Raw genomic sequence first — 485 nt, 5'->3', positions numbered from 1 at the left:
TACTCTGCGGATTATCTAAAAGCCCAAGAATGATCCTGCGACCACCATCAAGGTATTGCACACCATGACGCGTCCCCCTAGGGTCAGAGTAGTAAGTTCCCTCGTCGGGCCCGCAGTCAGCAGCGCCAGGAAGATCATCTGGGCCAATGGGGGTTTGTTCTCCGCCTCCGGCTTCCTCGGCGGTGAGCAGTTCTGGGCGTGGGATGATGGTTTCCTCAGTGTGGAAGTAGGCGCAGGCTGACAGGAGAGTCGCTGACGTGAAAAGGATTGCCATGAGTGCAGCATGTGCTTTAAGTCGTGTCATCTCACTTCTCACTTGCCTGATTGTCCGCTTTGAGGGGTCAGGACTTCTTCACTGCGCTCGATAGCTTTAAAGTAGCGGACTTTAGCGACTTGAGCATCCCACAAGGCGCGCAGTTCTTCTTCCGAGGGGGGTTCGACGCTGGTGTTTTCCAGGTCGATACGGACCATAATGTAGGTGTCGT

1 protein-coding gene is annotated in these 485 nt (G+C 54.8%); it reads right to left on the bottom strand.

What is annotated here, in order from left to right; genetic code table 11:
- Positions 1-304 (bottom strand): hypothetical protein (locus tag EII11_RS10365; RefSeq protein ID WP_133306636.1); only part of this gene is annotated, 304 nt, incomplete at its 3' end.
- Positions 305-485: the final 181 nt, after the last annotated feature.

The sequence above is a fragment of the Schaalia canis genome (assembly GCF_003858455.1).
Lineage (GTDB): Bacteria > Actinomycetota > Actinomycetes > Actinomycetales > Actinomycetaceae > Pauljensenia > Pauljensenia canis.
Note: the sequence above shows the minus strand (reverse complement) of the source record. Positions and strands in the feature narration are given on the sequence as shown.